We start from the raw sequence: 19115 nt of genomic DNA on the forward strand, positions 1-19115 counted from the left end.
GTTCCCGGCCGCACCCCCGTCCCAGTTCCCCGCCACCGGCAGATCCCCGGCCTGACCCCAGTCCAGCTTCACCAGACTGCCGTCGTCCATCCGCAGGTGGAACTGACCCGTCGACGGACGGAACACACCCACGTTGTCCGGCCCCGCACCGTCCCAGTTCGCCGACACCGGCAGATCCCCCGCCTGACCCCAGTCCACCTTCACCAGACTGCCGTCGTCGTTGCGCAGGTGGAACTGACCCGTCGACGGACGGAACACACCCACGTTCCCCGCCGCACCCCCGTCCCAGTTCCCCGCCACCGGCAGATCCCCCGAAGCCGAACTGTCATCGACGATCTTGTTGTAGCGCAGCGGGGTGTAGTTGCCGGTGGGGTGGCCGGCGATGCTGGCGTTGTTGAAGTTGCCCTCGTCCAGGCTGGTCACGGTGCCGGTGCGGTGCTCGGCGTAGTAGACGAACCGGCCGGCGGACTTGTCCGTCCACCCCGCGAAGAGCACGACGTGGCCGTCGGCACGGTCGTTGAGCGCGTCGCCCGGCTGCAGGGCCGAGACGCTGATCGCGGTGGCGACGCCGGGCAGGTCCTCGGTGGTACGGCTGTAGGGCAGCTGCCAGGCCATCGAGATGAGGCCCGAGCAGTCCTCCCGGTAGCGGCCGCCGGTGGCGCTGTCGGCCCACCAACCGTAGGGCGAGTTGATGCCGTTCGGGCTGTACGGCACCCGGTTGTCGGCCCAGTCCTTGGCCCGGGCTATCGCCTGACTCCTGCCCACCGGGCCGCCGGGCGCGGCCCCCCGGCCCAGGGTGCCGGTGGAGGTGACGGACTCCCCGCCCGACACCACCGTGTCGGCGTGCGCCGCCGGGACGGCGAGAGCGGTCACGGCCAGACCCGCCGCGACCGCCGTCGCCGCGCCTCGGACCATGGTGTTCCTCTTGGACACAGGTGTCTCCTGTTTGCTGATGGATGGTTCGCGTGGTGGCACGCCTGAGTGGCCGGGGGAGCGCCCGGACGGGACAGCACGCGGGATCGTCGACGCACGGCCGGTGGGCCGGCCGCGGATGCGGGGGCCGGTGGTGCGCCGCTTCGTGAATCATTGACGAACCATCAGCAAGAGTCAATCTAGATTGAAAACCAAAGGGCGGAATTCCGGTCGCCAGCTGGCACCCAGCGGCTCAACATGCGCATAAATGCGGCACTAAGCGGGCATAGCTGCCACATCGGAGCAGCGAGGATGGTGATCGATTTTCACTTCACATGAACCTGGCTCGGCTGGGGAGCAGGCGTGCGGGCATGCGAAAGCCCCCGGCCGGTGAGCCGGGGGCTTTCAGGGGCAGCTCGCGCGGGGCGCGGTCAGACCGGCGGGTAGCGGCGCGGGGTCCAGACCACCTCGGTGCCGTTGTCGCGGGCGACGGCCTGGGTCTGCGAGGAGCCGATCAGCAGGATGGTGCGCATGTCGACCTCGGCCGGGTCGAGGTCCGCGAGGCGGACCGTGCGGACCCGCTCGGTCGGGCCGCCGACGTCGCGGGCCAGCACCACGGGGGTGTCCGGGGCGCGGTGTTCGAGCAGCAGGTCGCGGGCCAGGCCGACCTGGGTGGTGCGGCTCCTGGAGCCGGGGTTGTACAGCGCCAGCACCAGGTCCGCGCCGGCCGCCGCGCGCAGCCGCTGCGCGACCACCTCCCAGGGCTTGAGCCGGTCGGAGAGCGAGACCACCGCGTAGTCGTGGCCGAGCGGGGCGCCGGCGCGGGAGGCGGCGGCGTGCGCGGCGGTCATGCCGGGGGCGATCCGCACCGGCACCGAGCGGTACGGCTCGACGCAGGCGGCCTCCAGGACGGCGGTGGCCATCGCGAAGACGCCCGGGTCGCCGGAGGAGACCACGGCGACCTTGCGGCCGCGCCTGGCGAGGTCGAGGGCGAACTCGGCCCGCTCGGCCTCGACCTTGTTGTCGGAGCCGTGCCGGATCTGGCCGGGGCGCACCGGCACCCGGTCCAGGTAGGTGGTGTAGCCGACCAGGTCGGTGGCGTTGGCGAGGGCGCCGCGCGCCTCGGGGGTGAGCCACAGCGGCCCGGCCGGGCCGGTGCCGACCACGACCACCTCGCCGTCCCCGGGGCTGTCGGCAGCGGCGCCCGCGGCCGGGGGCACCGTCCGGTCGATCCGGCTGGGCAGTACGGCGACCGAGAAGTACGGGACCGAGTCCGGGTCGACCTCGGCCAGCGGCGCGGTGCGCTCGCCGGGCATGGTGGCGCGCTCGACGTACTGCGCGTCGTCGAGGCGGCCGGCGCGCTCCAGGGCGCGGCGGACGGCCGGGAAGGTGCGGCCGAGCTTCATCACCACGGCGGAGTCGGCAGCGGCCAGCCGGGCCGTCAGCTCCTCCTCGGGCAGGGTGCCAGGGATGACGGTGAGGGTCTCCTCGGCCTCCACCAGCGGGCGGCCGAGCCGGGCGGCGGCGGCGCTGACCGAGGTCACGCCGGGCACCACCTCGGCGCGGTAGCGGCCGGCGAGGCGCTTGTGCATGTGCTGGTAGGAGCCGTAGAAGAGCGGGTCGCCCTCGGCGAGCACCACCACGTCGCGGCCGGCGTCGAGGTGCGCGGCCAGCCTGGCGGCGGCCTCCTCGTAGAACTCGTCGAGGGCGCCGCGGTAGCCGCCGGGGTGGTCGGTGCTCTCCACCGTCAGCGGGTAGACGAGCTGCTCCTCGAGCTGGTCGCCGCGCAGGTAGGGCTCGGCGATCGAGCGGGCGATCGACCGGCCGTGCCGGGCGCTGTGGTACGCGACCACGTCGGCCTTGGCGATCAGCGCGGCGGCCTTGACGGTGACCAGTTCCGGATCGCCGGGGCCGAGCCCGACGCCGTACAGCCGACCGGTCTGACGTTCCGTCATTCCACTTCGCTCGCAATCGCGTTGATGGCGGCGGCGGCCATCGCGCTGCCGCCGCGGCGGCCCCGGACCACCAGGTGTTCCAGGGCGGCGGGGTGTTCGGCCAGGGCCTGCTTGGACTCGGCGGCGCCGATGAAACCGACCGGGACGCCGATCACGGCCGCCGGGCGCGGGGCGCCCGCCTCGACCAGTTCGAGCAGCCGGAACAGCGAGGTCGGGGCGTTGCCGACGGCGACCACCGCGCCCTCCAGGCGGGGCAGCCAGAGTTCCATGGCGGCGGCGCTGCGGGTGGTGCCGAGCTTCGCGGCCAGCTCCGGCACCGCGGGGTCGGTGAGGGTGCAGAGCACCTCGTTGTCGGCGGGCAGCCGCTTGCGGGTCACGCCGCTGGCCACCATGTTGACGTCGCACAGGATCGGCGCGCCGGCCCGCAGTGCCTCGCGGGCCCGGGCCACCACGCCGGGCGAGTACAGCAGGTCCTCGACCAGGTCGGTCATGCCGCAGGCGTGGATCATCCGCACCGCGACCTGGGCCACGTCGGCGGGGAGCGCGGCGAGGTCCGCCTCGGCCCTGATGGTGGCAAAGGACTGCCGGTAGATGGCGGCGCCGTCCTTCTCGTACTCGATCACGTGGTCCTCCGGGCCTCGGCGACCGCCTCGGCCATCTCGTGCGTCGTCACTTCTCCCGAGGCCGCGCCTCGGGTCACCCGGTAGCCCTGCCCGGTGGCGAGGACGTCCACCCAGACACCGCGCGGGTGTCCGCAGCGGCGTTCGCAGCCGGACCAGTGCACCGGCAGGCCGGGGTGCGCCGGGGTGCCCGGCGCCCCGGGTTCCGTCGCGGCGTCCAGCGCCGCGCGGGCGTGCGCCCGCACGTCGGCGAGCGACTTGGCGCAACCCGGGGCGCCGGTGCAGGCGGTGGCGCCGTCCCAGGCGGTGCCGGATTCGGTCCGGAAGCCGGCGGCGGCCAGCCGGGGCAGCCACTCCCCCGGCGCGCCGGGCAGCACCGCGCCGCGCCACGGGGTCAGCCGCAGCTCGTCGGGGGCCGCGTCGGCGAGCAGCCGCCAGCGGTCGGCGGGTGCCCGGCCGAACCGCAGGCCGACCGCGAGGCCGCCGGGCAGGGTGCCGAGCGGCGGGTGCGGGTCGGTGGCGACGGCGGGCAGCGGCAGCGGGCCCGGGTCGAGCAGGTCGGGGGCGTCGCGCAGGTGCCAGGCCGCGGTGCCGGTCGCGCGCAGCGCCGCGAGGAAGTCGCGGGCGGCGTCCAGGGCCGCGGCGACGGCCGCGCCGGGCGGGACGGGGCGGGCGGTGGCGGCCCGGCCGAGGCGCAGCAGGGCGCCGCCGCCGGGCCTTGCGATCAATGTCACATCGGCGTCCAGCGCGGCCACGTCGCCGCGGCCGTCGTCCAGCGCGAACAGGAACTTGCCGGACAGTCCGGTGGCCCACTCGCTCGCGCACAGCCCGCGGTCGAGCTCGCGCACCCAGGCCTGGACGTCGGCGTGGCCGCGGCCGTCCAGGCCGGCCGGCGGGGAGGCGACGATGTTGCGGACCCGCTCGTGCCGGTCGGAGGGCAGCAGGCCGGCCGCGCGCAGCCGGGCGCCCAGCTCGCCGCCGGCGTCCGAACCGAGGCCCCGCAGTTGGACGTTGCCGCGCGAGGTGGTCTCCAGGTGGCCGTCGCCGAGCGCCTCGGCGGCCTCGGCCAGCACCCGCAGCTGCCCGCCGGTCAGCAGCCCGCCGGGCACCCGGACCCGGGCCAGGGCGCCGTCGTCGGCCCGGTGCAGGCGCAGCGCGCCGGGGCAGGCGTCGGCCCGGCCCCGGTCGGGCAGGGCGGGGCCCGGCCCAGCGGCGGCGGGTTCGGGTGGCATGGCGGCGAGCATACAGATGGTCCGACCGGCCGCCCCGTCTCGTAGATCACAGTCCGGAGCCCGGCCCGCGGCCGTCCGGCACCCCGTACGATGCTGCCCGGGCGGCCCTCGGGCGGCCCGTGCCAGCGACGGCGCAAGGGGAGGAAACCGGTGCAAACCCGGTGCGGTCCCGCCACTGTGACCACGGTTCACCGGCCGTGGGAGCCAGGAACTCCGGCCGTCCTCGTCCACCGCCCGGGCCTCGGCCGGGGCGACACCCGCGGGGCGCGGACCCCGAGGAAGGCCTGACCTGTGCGCTGCCGCATGCCTGTGCCCCGCCCGTTCTCCGACGAGGCCGGGAGGCCCCTCGCATGATCCTGCTGCTGTCGACCTCCGACACCGACCTGCTCAGTGCCCGCGCCGCCACCGGCCCGGTGCCGTACCGGCTGGGCAACCCGGCCCGGCTGACCGTCGAGGACCTGCCCGCGCTGACCGAGGGCACCGACCTGGTGATGGTCCGGCTGCTCGGCGGGCGGCGGGCCTGGCAGGAGGGCCTGGACGCGCTGCTGGCCGGCCCCCGCCCGGTGATCGTGCTCTCCGGCGAACAGGCCCCGGACGCCCAGCTGATGGAGCTGTCCACGGTGCCGGCCGGCATCGCCGCCGAGGCGCACGCCTACCTCGCGCACGGCGGCCCGGCCAACCTGGCCGAGCTGGCGGCGTTCCTGTCCGACACCGTGCTGCTGACCGGTCACGGTTTCGCGCCGCCGGCCTCCGCGCCGGAGTGGGGCCCGCTGGAGCGCACCGCCCGGACCACCGAGGGGCCGGTGATCGCGGTGCTGTACTACCGCGCCCACCACATGAGCGGCAACACCGGTTTCGTCGAGACGCTCTGCCGGGCGATCGAGGACCAGGGCGCGCGGCCGCTGCCGCTGTACTGCTCCTCGCTGCGCGGCGCCGAGCCCGAGCTGCTGGCCCGGCTGGGCGGCGCGGACGCGATCGTCACCACCGTGCTGGCGGCCGGCGGCACCCGCCCGGCCGACGCGCAGGCCGGCGGCGACGAGGAGGCCTGGGACGCGGGCGCGCTGGCCGCGCTCGACCGGCCGATCCTCCAGGCGCTCTGCCTGACCTGGTCGCGGGCCGCCTGGGAGGGCAGCGACGACGGCCTCTCCCCGCTGGACACCGCCACCCAGATCGCCGTGCCGGAGTTCGACGGCCGGCTGATCACCGTGCCGTTCTCCTTCAAGGAGCTGGACGAGGACGGCCTGACGGTCTACGTGGCCGACGCCGAGCGGGCCGCCCGGGTGGCCGGCACCGCGGTCCGGCACGCCCGGCTGCGGCACATCCCGGCCGCCGAGCGGCGGCTCGCGCTGGTGCTGTCCGCGTACCCGACCAAGCACGCCCGGGTGGGCAACGCGGTCGGCCTGGACACCCCGGCCTCGGCGGTGCGGCTGCTGGAGCGGCTGCGCGCGGAGGGCATGGACCTCGGCACCGACCTGCCCGGCCTGGACGGGGCCGAGGACGATCCCGGTCACGAGGGCGACGCGCTGATCCACGCGCTGATCGCGGCCGGCGGCTACGACCAGGACTGGCTGACCGAGGACCAGCTCGCCCGCAACCCGGTCCGGATCCCGGCGGCCGACTACCGCCGCTGGTACGCCACGCTGCCCGAGGGCCTGCGCGGCCGGGTCGAGGAGCACTGGGGCCCGCCGCCCGGCGAGCTGTACGTGGACCGCTCGCAGAACCCGGACGGCGACATCGTGCTGGCCGCGATCCGCTCCGGGAACCTGCTGGTGCTGATCCAGCCGCCGCGCGGTTTCGGCGCCAACCCGGTGGCGATCTACCACGACCCCGACCTGCCGCCCAGCCACCACTACCTGGCCGCCTACCGCTGGATCGCGGCCGAGCGCTCGGACGGCGGCTTCGGCGCCGACGCCGTGATCCACCTCGGCAAGCACGGCAACCTGGAGTGGCTGCCGGGCAAGACCGCCGCGCTGTCGGCCGACTGCGGGCCGGACGCCGTGCTCGGCGACCTGCCGCTGATCTACCCGTTCCTGGTCAACGACCCGGGCGAGGGCACCCAGGCCAAGCGCCGCGCGCACGCCACCCTGGTCGACCACCTGGTGCCGCCGATGGCGCGCGCCGACTCGTACGGGGACATCGCCCGGCTGGAGCAGCTGCTGGACGAGCACTCCAACATCGCGGCGATGGACCCGGCGAAGCTGCCGGCGATCCGGGCCCAGATCTGGACCCTGATCCAGGCCGCCCGGCTCGACCACGACCTCGGCCTGGAGGAGCGGCCCGAGGACGACGGCTTCGACGACTTCCTGCTGCACGTCGACGGCTGGCTGTGCGAGGTCAAGGACGCCCAGATCCGGGACGGCCTGCACGTGCTCGGCCAGGCGCCGCAGGGCACCGACCGGGTCAACATCGTGCTGGCGATCCTGCGGGCCCGGCAGATCTGGGGCGGCGTGGCCGCGCTGCCCGGCCTGCGCGAGGCGCTCGGGCTGGACGAGGCCGCGCCGACCCTGGGCGCCACCGACGCCGCCGAGGCGCAGGCCCGCGCCCTGGTCGAGGCGATGGAGGCGCAGGACTGGGCGCCCGAGGCGGTGGAGAAGGTCGCCGACGGGCACCCGGCCGCGGTCCGCGAGGTGCTCGACTTCGCCGCCCGCCAGGTGGTGCCCCGGCTCGCCGCCACCACCGACGAGCTGGACGCGGTGCTGCACGCGCTGAACGGCGGCTTCGTGCCGGCCGGGCCGTCCGGCTCGCCGCTGCGCGGGCTGGTCAACGTGCTGCCGACCGGGCGCAACTTCTACTCGGTCGACCCGAAGGCCGTGCCCAGCCGGCTGGCCTGGGAGACCGGCCAGGCGCTGGCCTCCTCGCTGATCGAGCGCTACCGGGCCGACAACGACGGCGCCTACCCGCCGTCGGTCGGCCTGTCGCTGTGGGGCACCAGCGCGATGCGCACGGCCGGCGACGACATCGCGGAGGCGTTCGCGCTGCTCGGCGTGCGCCCGGTCTGGGACGACGCCTCGCGCCGGGTCACCGGGCTGGAGGCGATCTCCCCGGAGGAGCTCGGCCGCCCCCGGATCGACGTCACGCTGCGGATCTCCGGCTTCTTCCGGGACGCCTTCCCGCACGTGGTGGCGCTGCTGGACGACGCGGTGCGGCTGGCCGCCCGGCAGGAGGAGGAGCCGGCGGACAACTTCGTGCGGGCCCACGTCCAGGCCGACCTGGCGGTGCACGGCGACGAGCGCAAGGCCACCGTCCGGGTCTTCGGCTCCCGCCCCGGCACCTACGGCGCCGGCCTGCTCCAGCTGATCGACAGCCGGGACTGGCGCACCGACGCCGACCTGGCCGAGGTCTACACGGTGTGGGGCGGCTACGCGTACGGGCGCGAGCTGAACGGCCGCCCGGCCCGCGAGGAGATGGAGACCGCGTACAAGCGGATCACCGTCGCCGCCAAGAACACCGACACCCGCGAGCACGACATCGCCGACTCGGACGACTACTTCCAGTACCACGGCGGCATGGTCGCCACCGTGCGCGCGCTCACCGGGAAGAACCCGGCCGCGTACATCGGCGACTCGACCCGCCCGGAGACCGTCCGCACCCGCACCCTGACCGAGGAGGCCGCCCGGGTGTTCCGCGCCCGCGTGGTCAACCCGCGCTGGCTGGAGGCGATGCGCCGGCACGGGTACAAGGGCGCGTTCGAGATGGCGGCGACGGTGGACTACCTGTTCGGGTACGACGCCACCACCGGCGTGGTCGCGGACTGGATGTACGAGAAGCTCACCGAGGAGTACGTGCTCGATCCGGTCAACCGGGAGTTCCTCACCGGCGCCAACCCGTGGGCGCTGCACGGCATCAGCGAGCGCCTGCTGGAGGCGGCCGAGCGCGGGCTGTGGGCCGAGCCCGACCCGGCGCTGATCGAGGCGCTGCGCACCGCGTTCCTGGAGACCGAGGGCGACCTGGAGGGCGACGGCTGACCGTCGCGGGGGCCGGGCCGGGCCGTTGCGCGGGCTGGGGGTGCGGGCCGAGGGTGCACCAGATCTTCACCTCCGGTCCGCCACGCGGGTGACCCGGGAATGACGTGACCTGACCTCAGGAGGCGGACAATCACGGCATGACCCTTCGTGCCGGCCTGACCCAGCCCGCCCGTTACGGCGCCCTCGCCGCCGGGGCCCTGCCCGTGCTGGCCTTCCCGGGGGTCGGTCTGGCCATGCTGGCCTGGGTCGCCCTGGTGCCGGGGCTGCTCGCGATGCAGCGGGCGCCCAGCGGCCGGGAGGCGGCGGTGCGCGGCTGGTGGTTCGGCGCCGGGTTCATCCTGGTCGCGATGTACTGGCTGATCCCCTCGATCGGACCCGGTCTGATCCTGCTCGCGCTGCTGTTCGGCGCGCTCCAGGCCGCGCTGGGCCTGGCCGTCTGGCGCACCCTGCACCCGCCGCTGACCCCGCTGCGGGCGCTGACCGCCCTGGTGGTCGTCCCCGCGGTCTGGGTGAGCTGCGAGTTCGCCCGCTCCTGGCACGCGCTGGGCGGCCCGTGGGCGCTGCTCGGCGCCAGCCAGTGGGAGCACCCGGCGATCCTCGGGCTGGCCTCGGTCGGCGGGGTCTGGCTGGTCAGCGCGGCCGTCGCGGCCGCCAACACCGCCGTCCTGATCCTGCTCACCGCGCACCCGCTGCCGGTCCGGGCGCTCGCCGCGGGCACGCTGGTCGCCACCCTGGTCGCGGGCCCGCTGCTGTTCGCCGTCCAGCGCCAGCCCGCCCCGGACGGCTCCGCGGCGATCGCGCTGGTCCAGCCCGGCCAGACCGCCGACCCGGACGCCCGGCTGGCGTCCGGCGTCCGGATCACCCAGGGCCTGGTCGGGCAGCCGCTGGACCTGATCGTCTGGGGTGAGAGCAGCACCACCGCGGACCTGGACCGCGACCCGGCCGCGCTCGGCGACGTCCGGGCGCTGGCCGCCCTCACCGGCGCCCAGCTGCTGGTCGGCGAGGACGCCCGGAAGGCCGACGGCCGGATCTCCAAGGACGCCGTGCTGATCACCCCGGACGGGGTGGCCGCCCGCTACCGGAAGATCCGGCTGGTGCCGTTCGGGGAGTACATCCCGCTGCGGCCGGTGCTCGGCTGGATCGCCGGGGTGAGCGCCGCCGCCGGCGAGAACCGGGCCCCCGGCACCGCCTTCCACCTGCTGCCGACCACCGACCGGGCGGGCGCCCCGATGCCGGTCGGCGCGCTGATCTGCTTCGAGTCGGCCTTCCCCGACATGTCCCGGCAGGCCGCCCGGGACGGCGCCCGGGTGATCGTCTACCAGTCGGCCACGTCGACCTTCCAGGACACCTGGGCACCGGCGCAGCACGCCTCGCTCGGCGCGATCCGGGCGGCCGAGACCGGCCGCCCGGTCGTCCAGGCCGCGCTGACCGGCGACTCGGTCGCGTACGACAGCCAGGGCCGGCGCCTCGCCCACCTGGGCACCGGCTCCACCGGCGCGCTCACCCTCCGACTGCCGCTCACCGCACCCACCGCGCTGACCTGGTACGACCGGCTCGGCGACTGGGTGCCGCTCACCGCCGTCGCCATCACCCTGACGGCCGGGGCGGCCGCCCTACGCAGCGGCACCCGCCGCCCCGGCCCGCAGACCCGATCCACCCCGGCCCCGACCGAGGACGTCACGGCGGGCAACCCCTAGCGGGGCTCAGCACCTCGGGGAGCAACCCCGAAAGCAATCACGAGGAACCCCCAGGGGCGCGAGGAACTGCGCGATGCGGAAGGAAACGGGCCGCAGCCTCCCGATCCCGCGCAGTTCCCCGCGCCCCTCGGGGGTGCCCCACACACGGACGGCGAGCCCAACACCCCCCGGGGCGCGAGGAACTGCGCGATGCGGAAGGAAACAGGCCACAGCCTCCCGATCCCGCGCAGTTCCCCGCGCCCCTCGGGGGTGCCCCGGAGCGGACGCGTGGCCGCGGTTTGGTGCCGGGTCAGGGTGTGGGTTCTGTGACGTGGATGCCGAAGACCGCGCCCTGTTGGTCCTTGAGGACGGCGAGGCGGGGGCCGTCCGGGACGTCGGTCGGGGGTAGCAGGACGCTGGCGCCGAGGGCTGCTGCCCGTTCCGCCGTGCGGTCCACGTCGGCGACCGCGAAGTACGGCATCCAGTAGGGCGGTGCGTCGGCCGGGAACTGGTCGGCCATGTCGGCCATGCCGCCGAAGTCCCGTCCGTCGATGCCCCATTGGGTGTACATCTCGCCGACCGTGACGCTCCACCCGAAGACCCGCGGGTAGAACTCCTTGGACTGGTGGACGGCGCGCGTGGTCAGCTCCACCCACCCCAGCGAGCCGGCCTCGTCGGCCAGCGCCTGGCCGTTGAAGGAGCGGGGCTGCCAGAGCGAGAAGACCGCGCCGGCCGGGTCGGCGACCACCGCGAACCGGCCGAGGTCGAAGACCTCCGAGGGCTCCAGCAGGACCCGCCCGCCGGCCGCGGACACCTTCGCCGCGCTGGCGTCGGCGTCGGTGGTGGCGAACGAGACCGACCAGGAGGTCGGCTGCTCGGGCTGCTGGAGCGGGGTCAGCCCGGCCACCGGCGCCTCGCCGAGCAGGAACGTGGCGTAGCCGCCGGCCTCGGGCCGCGGGTCGTCCTCGACCCGCCAGCCGAACAGCTCGGCGTAGAAGGACTTGGCGGCCACCGGGTCGACGGTGGAGAGCTGCACCCAGCAGGGGGCGCCGACGGTGGGGGTGGTGATCTTCACGGCTCAGCTCACTTCCAGGATCAGCTTGCCGCGGGCGTGGCCGGCCTCGACCTCGGCCAAGGCCTCGGCGGCCTGCTCCAGCGGGTAGGTGGCGGTGATCTTCTGGTCCAGCCGGCCGGTCGCGACCAGGTCGGCCAGCTTGGCCAGGGTGGGGCCGGCGGGGCTGCGCCGGATGAAGGAGCCGCCCAGCTCGGCGGCGGTGCCGGGGTCGGAGGTGGCGACCAGCCGGCTGCGGTCGGCGAGGGTCTCGGCGGCGGCCCGGGCGTCGGCGCCGCCGATCAGGTCCAGGATGCCGTCCACCCCTTCCGGTGCGGCGGCCAGGATCCGCTCGGCCGCCCCGTCGCCGTAGCGGATCCAGGTGGCGCCGAGCTCCTCGACGTACGCGCGGCGGGCGTCGCTCGCGGTGCCCAGCACGCCGATGCCGCGTTCGCGGGCGATCTGGGCGGCGACGCTGCCGACGCCGCCGGCGATGCCGAGCACGAGCAGCGTCTGCCCGGCCTTGAGGCCGATGTCCTCCACGCCGTCGTAGCCGGTGGCGGCGGCGACCGGCAGGGCGGCGGCCTGGAGGAAGCTCACCCCGGCGGGCTTGCGGGCGGCGGACGCGGCGGTCAGCAGGGCGTGCTGGGCGTAGCCGCCGCCGACGGTGGTGCCGAAGACGTGGTCACCGACGGCGAAGCCGGTGGCCCCCTCGCCGACCGCCTCCACCACGCCGGCGGCCTCGACCCCGAGGACGGCGGGCAGGTCCAGGCCCTTGCCGGTGAGGCCCCGGCGGATCTTCCAGTCGATCGGGTTGACCCCGGCGGCCCGGACGGCGATCTGCAGCTGGCCGGGCCCCGGCACCGGGACCGGGCGGTCCAGGAAGACCTGGTGCTGCGGGCCTCCGTACTCGGTGAAGCCGAATGCCTTGGACATGGTCACCCTTCGTCGAGGTGCGGCGATGCCCCCTGCCCCCACTGTGCGTGGTGCCCGAGGGTGGCGGGTGGGGATGGTGGGCCGAAAGTGGTCTCCCGGGACCGTTGTTGTTCAAATTAGAACCAAGGTGTACGGTCTGAGCCGGACGACCCAGTTCGAATTTGAACCACTCCGGAGGCCGGGGCATGACGCACACCGAGACCGACCCGCAGCGGCCCGCACCCGCCACCGTGCGTTCCCGGGTCCGCATCCCGCTCACCTTCCCTGACGGCTACCGGGTCGAGGCCGAGGTCCACACCTTCCACGGGCTGGCCGACGGCGCCGAGCACCTCGCCCTCTCCCTCGGCACCCCCGGCGCCGAACCCCCGCTGGTGCGGCTGCACTCCGAGTGCCTCACCGGGGACGTCTTCGGCTCCGACCGCTGCGACTGCGGCCCCCAGCTGCGCGAATCCGTCGAGCGGATCGCCGAGGCCGGCGGCCACCTCCTCTACCTGCGCCAGGAGGGCCGCGGCATCGGCCTCTACAACAAGCTCGACGCCTACGCCCTCCAGGACGCCGGCCTCGACACCTACCAGGCCAACACCGCCCTCGGCCTCCCCGAGGACGGCCGCGACTACACGGCCGCCGCCCAGATGCTCACCACCCTCGGCGTCGACGCCGTCCGCCTGCTCAGCAACAACCCCGACAAGGCCGGCCAGCTGACCGCCCTCGGCATCGAGGTCACCGAACGCGTCCCCACCGGCGTCCACCTCTCCCCCAGCAACGTCCGCTACCTGCGGGCCAAGGTCGAGCACACCGGCCACTCCATCCCGCTCGCCGGCCTGGTCGGCTGAGCCCGCGCCGGGGCGTGGACGTGCCGGGGGCGGGGGTGCGGTGCACCCTTGGAGTGGGAGGGGATCCCCCCGTTCGCAGGGAGGTGGCTCGATGAGGCCGCACCGCCGACCCAGTCCTGTCGCACGGCGCTCCGCGCCCGCCCGGAGGTGGCCGTGAACGCCGATGCGAGCGTCCCGGTCACGGTGATCGGCGCCGGGCCGTACGGGCTGGCCGTGGCCGCCCACCTCAAGGGCCACCGGGTGCCGATGCGGATCTTCGGTGAGCCGATGGACAGTTGGCGCTCCCGGATGCCGGTCGGGATGTTCCTCAAGTCCACCCCGCGCGCCTCCTCCATCTCCGACCCGGCCGGGCGCCACCGGCTGCAGGACTTCCGGGCCGCCACCGGCCGGCCCCAGGGCGGTGACCTGCACCCGATCCCGATCGAGGAGTTCATCGCCTACGGCGAGTGGTTCGAGCGCACCTGCGTGCCCGAGGTCGAGCGCGCCAAGGTGCTCGGCATCCGGTACGAGGGCGGGCGCTTCCAGCTGCTGCTGGACACCGGGGAGTCGTTCAGCAGCGCCGCCGTGGTGCTGGCGACCGGGCTCCAGCCGTACGCTGCCGTGCCGCGGCTGCTGCGTCCCCTGGTGGACGCGGGCCTGGCCTCGCACCCGGCGGCCCACGTGGACCTCGGCAAGTTCGCCGGCCAACGGGTCGCGGTCGTCGGCGCCGGCCAGTCGGCGCTGGAGAGCGCCGCGCTGCTGCACGAGGCGGGCGCCGAGCCGACCGTGGTCGCCCGCACCCGCGAGCTGCTGTTCGGCGTGCCCCCGGCCGCGGACGAGAGCGGCGAGCGCCCGCTGCCCGCCCGGCTGACCGGCCCGGGCTCCCCGCTCGGCCCCGGCTGGGGGCTGCTGGCGTTCAGCCGGCTCCCGGCCGCGTTCCGGTACCTGCCGGACGCGCAGCGGGCCCACTCGGTGCGGACCGTCCTGGGCCCGGCCGGCGCCTGGTGGCTGCGGCCCCGGGTGGACGGCCGGTTCCCGGTGCTGACCGGGCACGCCGTGGAGACCGCCGCAGCGCACGGCGACGGCGCCCGACTGACCCTGCGGGGCCCGACCCGCACCCTGGACGCCGACCACGTGCTGGTGGCGACCGGCTACCGGGTGGACGTGGAACGGCTGACGCTGCTGGACGAGCGGGTGCGGCTCGCGGTGCGGCGCACCCCGCTGGGCGCACCGCGCCTGTCGGCCGGCTTCGAGTCCTCGGTGCCCGGCCTGTACTTCTCCGGGCTGTCCGCGGCGGACAGCTTCGGCCCGCTGCTGCGGTTCGTCGCCGGGACCGGCTTCGCGGCCCGGCGGATCAGCGGCGCACTGGCCGAAGCGCCGCGCCGATCGCCCGGCGGGTCACCCTGAGGGTCGGGCGCCCGGCGAACCGGACGGCCTCGGCGAGGGCCGGCAGTGGGTCGTCCCGGCAGAGCCAGGCCCGCTCGGTGCCGCGGCCCGGCCGCAGGCCCGCCGGCGGCCTGCGCTCGCGCCAGGCGGTGACCGCGGTGGACAGCAGGTCGACCTGGCCGACCGCGAACGACCGGGCCAGCTGCTCCCCCCGGGGCACCGGCCGGCCGGTCAGCGACAGGTGCAGGGCGCGCACCACGTCCACTCCGGCGGTGGTCTCGAAGAGCCGGAACTGGGCGCCCGTCCGGGGGTTGAAGTCGACCAGCTTGTACCGGCCGTCGCGGTGGTCCAGCCGCCAGTCCAGGTCGGCCACGCCGCGGTAGCCGATCTGCCGGCAGAACCGGGCGGCGAGCTCGGCGAGCGGCGGGTTGGGCAGCGCGCGGGCCCGGGTGGTGATCCCGGCACCGGGCGGCCAGGAGCGCAGCTTGAGCCCGGTGAAGACGGCGAGCGGTTCGCCGTCCGGCCCGCAGCACAGGTGGGTGAACCAGTCCTCGGCGTGCTCGGCCGGCAGGTACTCCTGGACCAGCACCGAGGCCACCAGCTCGGGCGGGCAGGCGGCCCGCAGGGCCTGCTCGTCACGCACCACCGTGGTGGCCCCGACCGCCGGCCGGTGCAGCCGGTCGAACGCGCCACGGTTCTTCAGCACCACCGGGTAGCCCCAGTCGCGGGCCGCGGCGAGCAGGTCGGCCTGGTCGCGCGGGGCGCGGGCGCGCGGCGTCGGGACGTCGTTCGCCGCGCAGAGCAGGCTCAACTCGCCCTTGTCGGCCAGCCGCCGGGGCAGCCCGGCGGGGACGGCGGGCAGCAGCAGGTACGGGGCGAGCTCCTCGGCGTGCTCGGCGAGCAGCACGGCGGCCTCGTCGTCGGTGGCCACCGCGACGCTGCGCCGGCCCACCGACCGGGCCGCCGCCAGCACCGCGTCCAGCAGCTGCCGGGGCGGCTCGCGACCGGTGGTCGGGCTCACGATCGCCGAGGTCAGGTAGCGGGAGACGGCCGTCGGGGTGAACCGGTCCTCGACCATGGCGTGCACCGGGACTCCGAGCCGGCCGAACGAGCGGGCCACCCCGACCGGGCTGTGCGCCTGCGGGTAGCGGCCGACCTTGACCAGCAGGACGGGGACGGTCCGGTCCGGCGCGGGCGCGGCACGCTCCATCGCGGGGTCACCTCCCATCGGCTCAGTGCTGCCACACCGCGACCCAGTCGACGCGCAGCTGAGCCGCGTCGACCGAGGGCGGAGGGGAGGTCGGGTAGCCGACGGCGAGGTTGAGGATCAGCTCCATGGCGACGTGCGGGACGGCGACCGGGTCGGTGACCCGGAACTGCTCGACCCCGTCCACGTACCAGGTCACCGAGCCGGGCTCCCAGTCGACGGCGAACACCCGCAGGCCCGCGGAGAAGTCGGTGGACTGGTAGCGGTGGCCGACCCGGTCGTCCGTGCCGTCGGGGGCCCGCCAGTGCACGTTCAGGTCGACGAAGCTGCTGCTGCCGGGGAACTCGGCGATGTCCAGCTCGGGCGGGGTGCCCCGGGTCTCGGCGGGGATCAGCCAGAACGCCGGGAACATGCCCTCCGGGTCGGCCGGGGTCTGCAGGGCGGCGGCGAACCAGCCGTAGGTGAAGGTGTGCAGCGGGGCGGCGTTCCAGCTGCTCCGGCCGGTGCTGACCATGCCCGAGGTCCACGGGTAGGTCTTGCCGTCGGTGCCGGGGGTGGCCCGGCGGTCGGCCGCCAGGACCAGCGCACCGGAGTCCACCCGGGCCTGTCCGGGCAGGTACCACTGCTGCTCGTGGTTGCCCGCGTTGGTGCAGCCGCCGTCGTTCCAGTCGTAGCAGGTCACCCAGTTGGCGGTGTCGAGGGCCGGGCCGTCGAAGTCGTCCCGGAACACCTGGCGCCAGGGGCCGGGGGCGACCGGCTGGTCGGAGGAGGTGGCCGGGCCGGGGGCGGCGCCGCTGCGGTCCGGCGGACCGACCCGCAGGCCCGCGGCGGCCGGGCTGCCGCAGGCCGCCGTGCACAGCAGCAGGCAGCCGCAGACCAGGACGCCGGTCCGGCCGGCGAGGTGCCGGCGGCGCGCGGGCGCGGCCGGGGTGGCCCGGGTGGGCGCGCCGGGGACGGGGTCGGCGGTCGCGGGGACGTCCGGCCCGGCCCCGGACCCCGGTACGCCCCGGGCGGGGCGGCGGCCCCGGCGGCCGGGCAGCAGCACCAGCAGGGAGGTGAGCAGCGCGAGGACGGCCAGCGCCCGGCCGGGGGTGAAGGCGTGCGCGAGGAAGAGCGCGACGGCGGTGACGGTGGCGAACGCGGCGCTGAGCGCCACCGTGAGCAGCGCCGTGGTCAGCCGCTCGGGCCACCCGGTGGCGCGGGGCCGGCCCGGGGCGGGCAGGGTGGCCGCCGCGCCGGGGCAGAGCAGCACGAACGCGCCGGCGACGGCGGTGCGCACCGGGTCGGCGGCCGGCAGGGCGAGGGTCAGCAGCGCCAGCCAGCCGGACAGGCCGAGCAGCAGCCGCAGCGGATCGGGGCGCCAGGTCCTTCGCCAGGTCCTCATGGCTGTCCGACCTCCGGGTACAGGTGCGCGCCGTTCACCACCGGGGCGTACCGGTAGACGACCGCGTCGTGGCCGCTGTAGACCGGGACGAACTCGGGTGCGCTCGCCGCGGCGTCGTTCACCCGCTGGACGGTGTCGGCCGGGAACAGCCCGGTCAGCGCGCAGTCGGCCGCCTGCGCCCTGGTCAGCACGAGGTAGGCCGGTCCGGTCACCCGCGGATCACCCATGGTCGCCTCCAGCGCCGCCTTCGGGTCGGCCAGCAGCGCCCGCCGGTCGGCCAGGCTGCCCTGGGACAACACGATCCGCTGCCGCTGGTCGTAGCGCATCTCGCCGCCCGGCAGGTCGCCGGTGACCGAGACCACCAGGGCGCCGTTGGCGGGCACGTTCGCGAGGTAGCGGGTGGCGGCGGCCTCGTCCGGGGTGAAGTAGTTCATCGTCTCCTTGCTGTAGTAGCCGACGAACAGGCCGGCCAGCAGGGCGAGCATCACCGCGGTGGAGACGCCGGTCGCGATCCAGGACCCGAGGCGGGGCCGGGGCCGGGTGGACACCAGCAGGGTGGCGACCAGGAAGGCCGCGGCGGGGAGCGCGAACAGGTACGCGCGGAAGATCATCTCGCCGCCGTAGTTGTTGCTGAGCAGCAGCGGCAGCGGGGCCACCAACAGCCAGGGCAACGGGGTGCGGCGGGTCCAGCGGTGGCGCAGCAGCGCCAGGACGGCCAGCAGGATCACCGTGACCGTCAGCCCGCGGTCCACCCAGGAGGCGATCACCTGCGCGTGGGCGGTGGTGCCGAGCCGGGACAGGTTGGGCAGCGCGTTCTGGTCGGGCGAACCCAGCGCCGAGATCAGGCTGTTGAGGTTGGACGAGATGTACGGCCGGGCCACCGTGGCGTCCCACAGGAAGGTCAGCGCGACGGCGCCGGCCAGCACCGGCAGCACCACCCGGCGGTTGCGGCGGGGCAGCGAGAGGATCAGCAGGAAGCTGATCATCATCAGCGGGGTCAGCGGGTGCGAGCAGACGATCGCCGCCACCAGGACCATCAGCAGGGCGAACGGCACCGGCCGCCAGCCGAACCGGCGTGGTCCGGGCGGCCCGGTCAGGGCCCGGGCCCCGCGAACATCCGGCGGGGACGCGCCGGGATCCGGTGGCGGCGCGCCGGGCGCGCGCTGCCCGGCCAGTTGCCGGAGCACCAGGGCGAGCACGGTGAGGAACAGGAAGTAGGCGAAGGCCTGCGGCGCGAAGTAGTCCTGCCCGACCCAGGCGGTCGCGAAGTAGAGCCAGACCCCGCCCCAGAGCAGCCGGCGGTCCTGGGTGAAGGTCCGGTAGATCAGCAGCAGCGGCCCCATCAGCAGCAGGTTCGCCAGCACCGGGTACCAGGCCGCGTACCCGAGCGCGGAGTGCAGCCCGGTGGCGCGCAGGAACAGCGCGTTGAGCTGGAAGAACCCCGGCCACTGGTCGTAGACGTCCATGTCGTGGGCGCCCGGGACGGAGCCGTTGTGCCGCATCATCGCGTCGATGACCGCGACGTGCTTCCAGGCCCAGGCGTAGCGCAGCGTCGGGTACAGCAGGGTGGGCGTGGCGTGGATGACCGCGATCAGCCCCACCACGTACCCGGCGGCCCAGCCGTGCGGGACGCGCGGGGCGCGCAGGGTGGCGACGAAGCCGAGGGTGAGCAGCAGGACGGCGGCCCAGTACAGCGGCGGCAGGGCCTGGAGCAGGCCGAGGGTGCCCATCCGCTCCAGGTGCACGCCGGACAGCGCCACCAGCCACAGGCCCAGGGCGACCGGCAGCGGGGCCCAGATGGTCCAGCGGGGGCGGGCGGGCCGGGCGAACGGGCCGGCGAGCCGGCGGACCAGGCGGCGGGCGGGCCCGATCGGGCGGGTCCCGGCGGGCGCGCCGGCGGGCGGTTCGGTGGCGTCGGCGGCCTGCCGGTCGACCGTCCCGGGGCCCTGCGGCTCCGCGCCGCGCATCGGCTCGATCAT

General features: G+C 75.5%; 13 protein-coding genes and 1 riboswitch. Of the genes, 4 read left to right on the plus strand and 9 right to left on the minus strand.

What is annotated here, in order from left to right; genetic code table 11:
• The 4 genes from ABT014_RS00130 to ABT014_RS00145 all read right to left on the minus strand — a co-directional run.
• On the minus strand, positions 1 to 933 hold a 933-nt coding region (locus tag ABT014_RS00130; RefSeq protein ID WP_502894795.1), incomplete at its 3' end, for an NlpC/P60 family protein.
• 410 nt (positions 934 to 1343) lie between these two features.
• A complete protein-coding gene (locus tag ABT014_RS00135; protein ID WP_350635114.1) occupies positions 1344 to 2867 on the minus strand; it encodes a precorrin-2 C(20)-methyltransferase in 1524 nt (507 codons plus the stop codon).
• The gene (locus ABT014_RS00140; RefSeq protein ID WP_350635116.1) at positions 2864 to 3490 is read right to left on the minus strand and encodes a precorrin-8X methylmutase; all 627 of its coding nucleotides are present in this window, start codon (positions 3488 to 3490) and stop codon (positions 2864 to 2866) included. The genes ABT014_RS00135 and ABT014_RS00140 overlap by 4 nt, the downstream gene beginning before the upstream one ends.
• Positions 3487 to 4719, minus strand: a complete 1233-nt coding sequence (locus ABT014_RS00145) for a ferredoxin-like domain-containing protein (protein WP_350635117.1) — start codon at positions 4717 to 4719, stop codon at positions 3487 to 3489. The genes ABT014_RS00140 and ABT014_RS00145 overlap by 4 nt, the downstream gene beginning before the upstream one ends.
• A 140-nt stretch (positions 4720 to 4859) precedes the next feature.
• A riboswitch (cobalamin riboswitch) is annotated at positions 4860 to 4933 on the plus strand.
• A gap of 136 nt (positions 4934 to 5069) precedes the next feature.
• Between ABT014_RS00145 and cobN the strand changes: the two genes are divergently transcribed.
• Together cobN and lnt are read left to right on the plus strand one after the other, a co-directional pair.
• Complete coding sequence (gene cobN / locus ABT014_RS00150) at positions 5070 to 8684, plus strand: cobaltochelatase subunit CobN (RefSeq protein WP_350635118.1); 3615 nt, start codon at positions 5070 to 5072, stop codon at positions 8682 to 8684.
• A gap of 137 nt (positions 8685 to 8821) precedes the next feature.
• Positions 8822 to 10381 (plus strand): apolipoprotein N-acyltransferase, encoded by a 1560-nt coding sequence (gene lnt, locus ABT014_RS00155; protein WP_350635120.1) that lies wholly within the window; start codon positions 8822 to 8824, stop codon positions 10379 to 10381.
• Between the two features lie 289 nt (positions 10382 to 10670).
• Here the strand turns inward: lnt and ABT014_RS00160 are convergent, their stop codons facing one another.
• Both ABT014_RS00160 and ABT014_RS00165 read right to left on the minus strand, forming a co-directional pair.
• A complete protein-coding gene (locus ABT014_RS00160; protein WP_350635122.1) occupies positions 10671 to 11435 on the minus strand; it encodes a VOC family protein in 765 nt (254 codons plus the stop codon).
• A gap of 3 nt (positions 11436 to 11438) precedes the next feature.
• Positions 11439 to 12347 carry an NADP-dependent oxidoreductase gene (locus tag ABT014_RS00165; protein ID WP_350635124.1) on the minus strand — a complete coding sequence of 303 codons (909 nt, stop codon included), beginning with the start codon at positions 12345 to 12347 and terminating at the stop codon, positions 11439 to 11441.
• Positions 12348 to 12532: 185 nt separating this feature from the next.
• On the opposite strand from ABT014_RS00165, the gene ABT014_RS00170 reads away from it, so the two are divergent.
• On the plus strand, positions 12533 to 13180 hold the full coding sequence (locus tag ABT014_RS00170; protein WP_350635126.1) for a GTP cyclohydrolase II: 648 nt from the start codon (positions 12533 to 12535) through the stop codon (positions 13178 to 13180).
• A 153-nt stretch (positions 13181 to 13333) separates the two neighbouring features.
• Positions 13334 to 14566 (plus strand): FAD-dependent oxidoreductase, encoded by a 1233-nt coding sequence (locus ABT014_RS00175; protein ID WP_350635128.1) that lies wholly within the window; start codon positions 13334 to 13336, stop codon positions 14564 to 14566.
• On the opposite strand, the gene ABT014_RS00180 is transcribed toward ABT014_RS00175, so the two are convergent.
• The 3 genes from ABT014_RS00180 to ABT014_RS00190 are packed head-to-tail and all read right to left on the minus strand — an operon-like array spanning position 14514 to position 19115.
• Complete coding sequence (locus tag ABT014_RS00180; RefSeq protein ID WP_350635130.1) at positions 14514 to 15755, minus strand: carboxylate--amine ligase; 1242 nt, start codon at positions 15753 to 15755, stop codon at positions 14514 to 14516. The two genes, ABT014_RS00175 and ABT014_RS00180, sit on opposite strands and share 53 nt — an antisense overlap.
• A gap of 22 nt (positions 15756 to 15777) precedes the next feature.
• A complete protein-coding gene (locus ABT014_RS00185; RefSeq protein WP_350635132.1) occupies positions 15778 to 17136 on the minus strand; it encodes a glycoside hydrolase family 16 protein in 1359 nt (452 codons plus the stop codon).
• Positions 17133 to 19115: a glycosyltransferase gene (locus ABT014_RS00190; RefSeq protein WP_350635133.1), complete on the minus strand. Its 1983-nt coding sequence runs from the start codon at positions 19113 to 19115 to the stop codon at positions 17133 to 17135. Before ABT014_RS00190 ends, ABT014_RS00185 begins: the two co-directional genes overlap by 4 nt.

Origin of the sequence: Kitasatospora sp. NPDC094015 (genome assembly GCF_040304075.1) — a bacterium.
Taxonomy (GTDB): domain Bacteria; phylum Actinomycetota; class Actinomycetes; order Streptomycetales; family Streptomycetaceae; genus Kitasatospora.